General features: G+C 43.4%; 7 protein-coding genes. 3 read left to right on the top strand and 4 right to left on the bottom strand.

Annotation, left to right across the window (positions count from 1 at the left end; all coding sequences use genetic code 11):
• Window positions 1-200: 200 nt before the first annotated feature.
• The 4 genes from QT996_RS27595 to QT996_RS27580 all read right to left on the bottom strand — a co-directional run bounded on the left by QT996_RS27595 (window position 201) and on the right by QT996_RS27580 (window position 4,137).
• The gene (locus QT996_RS27595; RefSeq protein ID WP_333050610.1) at window positions 201-782 is read right to left on the bottom strand and encodes a manganese efflux pump MntP family protein; all 582 of its coding nucleotides are present in this window, start codon (window positions 780-782) and stop codon (window positions 201-203) included.
• Window positions 783-1,974: 1,192 nt separating this feature from the next.
• Window positions 1,975-2,439 (bottom strand): hypothetical protein, encoded by a 465-nt coding sequence (locus tag QT996_RS27590; RefSeq protein WP_333050609.1) that lies wholly within the window; start codon window positions 2,437-2,439, stop codon window positions 1,975-1,977.
• A 310-nt stretch (window positions 2,440-2,749) separates the two neighbouring features.
• A complete protein-coding gene (locus QT996_RS27585) occupies window positions 2,750-3,310 on the bottom strand; it encodes a sugar O-acetyltransferase (RefSeq protein ID WP_333050606.1) in 561 nt (186 codons plus the stop codon).
• A gap of 152 nt (window positions 3,311-3,462) precedes the next feature.
• Window positions 3,463-4,137 (bottom strand): MBL fold metallo-hydrolase, encoded by a 675-nt coding sequence (locus QT996_RS27580; protein ID WP_333050604.1) that lies wholly within the window; start codon window positions 4,135-4,137, stop codon window positions 3,463-3,465.
• A gap of 33 nt (window positions 4,138-4,170) precedes the next feature.
• On the opposite strand from QT996_RS27580, the gene QT996_RS27575 reads away from it, so the two are divergent.
• The 3 genes from QT996_RS27575 (at window position 4,171) to QT996_RS27565 (ending at window position 7,510) form a co-directional block, all read left to right on the top strand.
• Window positions 4,171-5,643: a site-2 protease family protein gene (locus QT996_RS27575; RefSeq protein ID WP_333050603.1), complete on the top strand. Its 1,473-nt coding sequence runs from the start codon at window positions 4,171-4,173 to the stop codon at window positions 5,641-5,643.
• A 194-nt stretch (window positions 5,644-5,837) separates the two neighbouring features.
• A complete protein-coding gene (locus tag QT996_RS27570; protein ID WP_333050601.1) occupies window positions 5,838-6,437 on the top strand; it encodes a hypothetical protein in 600 nt (199 codons plus the stop codon).
• A 125-nt stretch (window positions 6,438-6,562) separates the two neighbouring features.
• Window positions 6,563-7,510 carry a DUF6745 domain-containing protein gene (locus tag QT996_RS27565; protein WP_333050599.1) on the top strand — a complete coding sequence of 316 codons (948 nt, stop codon included), beginning with the start codon at window positions 6,563-6,565 and terminating at the stop codon, window positions 7,508-7,510.
• The last annotated feature ends 52 nt before the right edge of the window (window positions 7,511-7,562 follow it).

Genomic DNA, 7,562 nt, shown 5'->3' with positions numbered 1-7,562 from the left:
GAACTCCAACCCTATAGGGTTTACCCCACCGTTGCTAGCCATCCCCCCTTTCGGGTTTCGACTAAACGAATCGCACCAATCTTATTATTGTAGCATTTGGTTATTTGTTATTGGAGGCACAGCCTCCGGGTATGTGTTCCCAGGCTCTGCCTGGTAACCAGGAACAAGCCTACAAATAACAACTAACAAATAACCACTAACTAATGAGTGATGACTGCCGACGCTGCTGTTAAATGCGACCATAAGATATTGCTGCCAATCGCAATTAAAATCCCACCTCCCAGTAACTCTATTTTATTGCCAAATAAGTTGCCGCACTTGTGCCCGATAAACACGCCAGCAAATACGAGAAAGAAAGTCACGAATCCGATCGCAGTCACCGCAAGAGCAATAGAATCTTTCAGGACAGCAAATCCGAGGCCAACTGCGAGAGCATCGATACTCGTCGCCACCGACAGCGTTATCAAAGTCCCAGTATCTAAGGGATTGAACTTTTTCTCGCATTCTTCGCCTTGCAGCGATTCGTAAATCATTCTACCACCAATGAAACTCAAAAGCCCAAAAGCTATCCAATGGTCGATCGGTGTTATCAAAGAACTAAAACTAAGACCGATGAGCCATCCTATTACGGGCATTAAAGCTTGAAAACCTCCGAAAAATAAGGCGATTTTTAAAGCTTTATTGACCTTCATGTGTTTGATTGCTAAACCGCTGGAAACAGCGACAGCAAAAGCATCTGCTGCGAGTCCCAAGGAAAGTAATATAGTAGTGGGTGCATCCATTTTTGTAAAAAGTGTTAGATGTTATAGGTAAAGTGTTCTTCTTGCCTGTTTTACTCTACACTAAATTTTGATAAACGGGCGCTTTTATCATAATTGATTCATATTTAAATCACATTTATTTCATAATTAGCGGGTGTGGAAAAAATTCGGGATTAGCTGTCTTATATGAAAGACGGCGTTGTTCAATACAGATATGAATTCAAAATTTCGGAATTGCTATAAGCCAAGTATGGTGAGTTTTGTAAATTCCGAAAAAAGTTGATTCATACCATGAATCAGTAACGTCGCATTTCGCTCTAAATTCGTGAGAATCCAGCGACGAACGCTTTGATAGCTCATACAACCAGCGATGCTAACTGCCATAATTGTTACGCCCAAAATTAATAGGGCAATTTGGTAGTGCAGAGGGTATTCGCCCTTAAATCTTGCTGGCAATAGTTCAGTTAATTTTCACCACTTCACTTTCGCAAAGCTTCCCAGGGTTTGACTACTTTCTAAGATTGAAACCCTCAGTTCACCTGCCATGTATTCCTAACCTGCCAGTAGTCTAAAACTACTATAGCCTTTCTCAGTAACATGAGGTACTATCGGGCATAGGGCATAGGGCATAGGGCATACCTCACTTTCTTGAGAACCGCTATAGCATTGAATAGTTGCCGGGATTTTTAAAATTTTTCCCCCTGATCGGCTCACCATTATTAAAATGGAATATAATTTTACCAGGTTTTGGGAAAATTTAAACATTTCAATAACAAGTTAATAGTTTTGTCAATAAGTGTTAAAAATTAGGTGAACCCGTTCCCGATCTCATCAATAAAGTATTTCTGTCATTGCTCACGGGGAGCGTTAGCTTTCGCGCTGCGAAGGAAAGCAATCGCAGCATCTGTTTTTCATGGGATCTAGGTAAGCTTGATAAATTAGGTAAGGTGCGCTGAAGAGCACCCTACGTTCAGATGTGGGGCTTTTCTTCTAATAATTACAGCACATTCCAGGCAAATAAAGTACATCTTAATCCCAAGCACTTACCAAAATGGTTGACAAACCCTTGCAACCGTACTTCATAAACCTGGAAATTGCTGTAAATCTTCAAAACTTTTCCTTCATTAATGAACGAAAAATTTGTTAAATCTTTAATTCACGTCAAAAATCACAACTATTTTCGGTGCTAAATTCCCACATTTGGGCGATTTCTTTAAAGAACCTTGTGAGTGTGTTCGTGCTGTTTCACATTGTCTTCAGTGCGAATGATGCGCTCGGAGTTGAGCACCCTTTTGCGTTCTAAGGAATAAGTAAAGTCGTTGCGAACTGTTCCCAAGGGAATGTGAAGTTGAGCTTGGGGGCGAATTTTGTAAGTGCGGGCCGCGGCGATCGCCCGAAAGCCAAATTCTTCGCTAAACTGAGCTGATGTCGGGAATTCTGGCAACATTTTGGGTGTTTCGCCGTCGAGCACTGCTCCCAAAGTCGTCCCGCAAATCATTAAATAGGATGTGGGAATTCCCTTTACAATTGCTTCTAAAGCTGCTGAGGGAATAGCTTCGATTACTTGCACTTCAAAAACTTCGCCTTCTTCTTTGATGAAGCAGGTAGCTACACCGACTGCTATGTAGTCGTCGGTGCAGAGATCAGGAGCGTTGGAATAAACTGTGGCAGTCGTCATAAGAAAAGCTTGGTAGTGTGGAAACCGGGAACGAGAAATTATATCATTTCCGGTTACACCGGAATGATGTTGACTGTTGACGGTTGACTGTTGACGCCGTGAACAGTCAACCGTCAACAGTGAACTCGAATTTACTATTCCGATGCTAACGGATTTGATATTAAGCGATTTTAGATTTGAGATTTTAGATTTATTGCACGGTTTTTTTTGGGGATTTTACGTGAAAAATCTCAAACCGCCTGTTCTAAACCTAAAATTTTTTGGTGAAGCTCCAAGGAGCCGATCGCACGATTGTGTCGATCGTACCACATCAAGGTAGATGCCGGATGATCCGGCAAGGATTCCCCGCCGCCACGACGTTTGCGGGAATATCTTTGACCACAACACTGCCTGCGCCGATCGTGCTATTGTCGCCAATAGTGACTCCTGGACAAATAATACTGCCGCCGCCAATCCAAACATTATTGCCAATATTAATTTCAGTGGCGAGTTCTATGCCAGAAAGCCTCATTTCCGGGTCTGTGGGGTGAAGAGCGGTGTAAATTTGTACGTTGGGCCCACACAGCAAATTCTCGCCAATGTTAACTCGATTGCAGTCGAGAATCACGCAGCCAAAATTCATATACAATCCGTTTCCCGCATAAATATTGCTGCCGTAGTCGCAGTAGAAAGGTGGCTCGATTTCAACTTTTGGGCCAACTGCACCGAACCATTCTGCGAGAATTTCTAACCGCTTGTCTGGTTCGTCTTCGCGGGTAGAATTGTAGGTTCGGGCGAGGCGGCGGGCTCGCTGGCGATCTAAAATTAATTGCTCATCGGCAGCTAAATACAATTCGCCGGCGAGCATTTTTTGTTTTTCGGTTTTTTCCACAGTTTTTTCCACGGTAAGAATCGGCGGTTAAACCGCTACTTCACCAACGAAATTCCTCTCTAAGAGATTGCAGAATAATGTAGGGTGCGTAAGGGCGCACCTTACCGCTATAATTAGCGCGTCAGCTCATTTTTTGATGTTGCAGCATACATTTATGGTTCAGGTTTTGACTGCAAACAAACAGCTAAATCCAGATTGGCTAATTGCTCAAAAGCTCGATCGATCGATCCTTTTCCCCGCAAAAAACCAGTATTTGCACCGGGACAAATATACTGTAAAGTTTCCGGCGAAAATTGATCAATAATTGACTTCACGCTGTTAATTTGCCTAGGCCAGTGAAAAGTTTTTGCTGTCAACAGCGGTACTGGGGCGGCTTCTCGGTTGGGGAGCAAGTGCCTACCCGAAAACAGCACTCCACCGCTGCCACTATGATAAAGGCAAGAGGAACCAGGAGAATGGCCAGGAGTCCAAAATGCTTTCATTCGATCGCTCACAACAAATTCTCGCTCAAAAACCGTCACCTTCAAACCCGGCAGTAAATAAGCTTCCTGTTCTTGAATCAGGATCTCGCACCCCGTGGCTTCCTGAATCTCCCGCGCCTTGGCGATAGCGCCACGGTGGGTGAGAAACAGCACTCGCACGCCGCCGTGTTCCCGCAAAAATGTTTGGTTAATCTCATCCCAAGCGGGACAATCCACCAGGATGTTAGTTTGGTTTTCTACAATGAAATAGGCTGTTGCACCCAGGGTTTCCCGGTTAGGCGGGAAAGCAAGGATATTGTCGAGCACGGGCCTGGGTTGTTTGGAGACTAAACTCTGTTGTTTCAAGGAAGTATTTCAGAAGGGAATGGGATAAATATTATGTTCTTTTTACTATGGTTGTTCGTATTGGGGCTGATATCGTACTTCTTGTTGCAGAACGGCACCAGCCGCATCACCAAGACTCCGATATGGCTGCTGTGGCTGGTAATGATGGCGCCCGCGCTGATTTGGGGTGGTTGGATTTTAGTTTACGGTAGCAGCAAAACTGTACCGCCGGAGTTGGTAATTATACCTTTTCTGGTTTGCCCTTTTTTGTATTGGTTTTTGGTACAGTTGGGGCGCAAGAAAATTACCGCCGAAACTGCTGAGCAGGTAGCAGACTCTGCGACTGAACCTGTAAAGCCAAAACCGCCCGTGCGCCCGATAAATCAAGAAGAAGAAGCGAGTTTGCGCGATTGTTTTCCTTGGTCAATTTATTTTTTGCGAGATTTGGAATTTCGGCCGCAGGCTGTAATTTGTCGCGGACAGTTGCGGACGAACCCGGAGGCGGCTTATCAGGCAATTCGGGAGAATGTGGAGAGGCTTTTTGGCGATCGCTTTTTAGTAGTATTTCAAAACAGCTTGAACGGTCAACCTTTTTTTGCTATAGTTCCCAATCCCAGCCATCAATCAGGGGAAACTCCTGTCAAAACCGAAGCTATAACTCGGCCATTTTTCGCATTAGCTTTGCTGCTGATCACGGTGTTTACGACTACGATTGTCGGGTCGCAAATTGCCGGAGTTACTGAAAAAGCTTTGCAGTCCAACCCGTCAATGTTGCTCCAGGGTTGGTCTTACTCGCTGGCTCTAATTACAATTTTAGCAATTCACGAATCCGGCCACTATTTAGCTGCCCGATTTTACCAAATTCGCACGACTTTGCCTTATTTTATCCCGGTTCCTTTTTTCTTGGGAACTTTTGGGGCATTCATTCAAATACGGAGTCCAATTCCCAACCGCCGAGCTTTATTTGATGTTAGCATTGCTGGGCCCCTTGCCGGTTTAGTTGCGACAGTGCCATTATTAATTTGGGGTTTGAATCATTCGACTATTGTACCGCTGTCTGAAAAGTCGGGAATGTTAAATTTTGACTCTTTCAAACCCAGTTTTTCGCTGCTGATGACTTTGTTGAGCAAGTTAACCTTGGGTGGTGCTTTGAATGCGGAAACAGCGATCAATTTGCATCCGGTAGCGGTGGCGGGTTATTTGGGTTTGATCGTGACGGCGTTTAATTTGATGCCGGTGGGACAACTCGACGGCGGGCACATCGTACACGCGATGTTTGGCCAGCGAGCGAGTATGGCGATCGGGCAAGTTGCTAGACTTTGTATGCTGCTGCTTTCTTTTTTGGAACAGGGTTTGCTGCTGTGGGCGATTATTTTGTTTTTCACGCCACTAAACGACGAACCGGCGTTGAATGATGTCAGTGAATTGGATAATCGGCGGGATTTTTTGGGGTTGCTGGCGATGGCGCTTTTGTTAATGATTTTGTTGCCGGCGCCCAGGGTACTCCTTGAGTGGTTAAATGTTTAGAAGGAAGATTGGCAACGGATTATGTAACGGATTTAACTAACCGATTGATGTTGAAGTCTGAGGGAAGAGAGAAGAAGGAAGAAAAGAGAGGTTGACCAAATTTTGCAAGGGTTGCTATACAAGGGTGTTTAGCGTTTATTAACTCGCTTGGTCTCTCCAAGTAATCTAGAGTTTCAGCGACTTATCTGAAAAATATGCCTTACAAATCCTTTACTTTCCAACAATTAAAAGAGCGATTTGGATTGGAACCGTCACTCAGTCCTATTTTGAGTGCCAAGATTTTTCCTGTAGAACCCTCCGAATGGCTTTGGAGAACCCTCGAAATTAGTTCTAACACTGCGGTTACAACTGCAAAAGAACGTTCAGAACGGATTATTTCTCCTCTTTTGTTAGAATTTAGGGAAAGGAACAACAGACAATTTTCTATTTTTTCTGGTTGGTCGTTTGATGTAGATGTTGAGCAGGGATTGAATGGGGAATGCGACTTTCTATTATCTTCTGTGCCGTTTGACTTTGAAATTAAAGTTCCCGTTTTTGCATTGAGAGAAACGAAAGGCCCAAAAATAGAATCTTGTCTGCCACAGTGTGCAGCACAAATGGTAGGGGCTCAGCTATTTAACGAACGCGAACACAATTCCATACCTGCCGTATTTGGCTGCGTAACTACTGGCGTTGTCTGGCGGTTTCTTAAATTAAAGGGAAATAATTTAATTATTGATACTGATGTTTATTGTGTCGATAATGTTCCTATGATTTTAGGTGTGTTGCAAACAATCGTTAATTTATACCAATAATTTGACAACTCTAATAAAATAGGTTTGTAGGGAAAATCCCGTTATTTTTGCAAACTTAATGATATTTTTTACCGGATGCGAAAGCGAAAAATTTTGACCGCAAATCAAATAATCTAGCTCTAGAAATGACGATCGCAATTACTCCAAAACAAATAGCGCTAATTCCGATTTATCGCGAGAAGTGGCGAAAAATTGGACTTTCGATAAAACCAGTCGATCGCCCGCAAGCGACAGCGGCCATCAACACCGCCTACAATATCATCCGCTGTCCTGAACCGGAAATTATTTTCTGTGACAGCCCTTACATAGCTTTGCAAGTAGTTGAACCGCTAAGGATACGCGATTCTGGTCTGGGAACAGCCAGTGAAATCAGAAACAAAATTCATAATGAATTGTACGATATATTAAGAAGTCAACTCGGCAGGGAGCTGGAAAATCAAATTTACAGCCAACTCTATAATCCGCTGTACGCTCAACTGATGAATCAACTGCACTTTCATGTTAAAGACGAACTTTATGTCAAATTAGCAAAGAAGTTGGGTGAAAGATTTCAGAGATTCCTGATCGATCAGACTTATCATAATAACAGCATAGTTTCCGAACTCTCAGCCTGTCACGGGAGTTGGGTGGATTTTTGTATTGGCGTGTTAAATTTGGAGTACGATCGCCCTTTATACTCAGCCTTTAAATCTTTAGTGGAAAACTGCGGCTGGATTTACCCGTTTGAGAAAAAATGCTTTGTGTGCGATCGCCCGATCCAACTTCATTTTGACAACGAATATTTGCTCCACGCAGAAGGTCAACCAGCGGTTGAATTTTCTGACAAGTTCAGTGTATACTCTTATCGCGGCGTCCGACTGCCGGAAATAATTGGTCAAGTTCCGTCGCAGTCTTGGCAAGCTTCATGGCTGTTAACAGAACAGAATGCCGAAGTGCGGCGAGTTTTGATTCAGGCGATCGGCTATCCGAGAATTTGTCAAGAATTGCAAGCAACTGAATTGGATACTTGGCAAGAATATACTTTGTTGAAAATTAAGAATAATATAGACATAAGCTGTTGTGCCTTTAAATAGGGTATAATAAAAAATGAGTTTAGTCAATCTCTACAAAAATGCCAGCTAAAAA

Source organism: Microcoleus sp. S13C4, assembly GCF_036700865.1.
Classification (GTDB): Bacteria; Cyanobacteriota; Cyanobacteriia; order Cyanobacteriales; family Microcoleaceae; genus Microcoleus.
The sequence above is the reverse complement of the archived record's forward strand: the minus strand, read 5'-3'. Positions and strand labels throughout refer to the sequence as shown.

Bases quoted from the DNA above. Each gene is read 5' to 3' on its own strand.
- QT996_RS27565 (WP_333050599.1), top strand. From the start codon at position 6,563: ATGACGATCGCAATTACTCCAAAACAAATAGCGCTAATTCCGATTTAT.
- QT996_RS27595 (WP_333050610.1), bottom strand. From the start codon at position 782: ATGGATGCACCCACTACTATATTACTTTCCTTGGGACTCGCAGCAGAT.
- QT996_RS27590 (WP_333050609.1), bottom strand. From the start codon at position 2,439: ATGACGACTGCCACAGTTTATTCCAACGCTCCTGATCTCTGCACCGAC.
- QT996_RS27570 (WP_333050601.1), top strand. From the start codon at position 5,838: ATGCCTTACAAATCCTTTACTTTCCAACAATTAAAAGAGCGATTTGGA.
- QT996_RS27575 (WP_333050603.1), top strand. From the start codon at position 4,171: ATGTTCTTTTTACTATGGTTGTTCGTATTGGGGCTGATATCGTACTTC.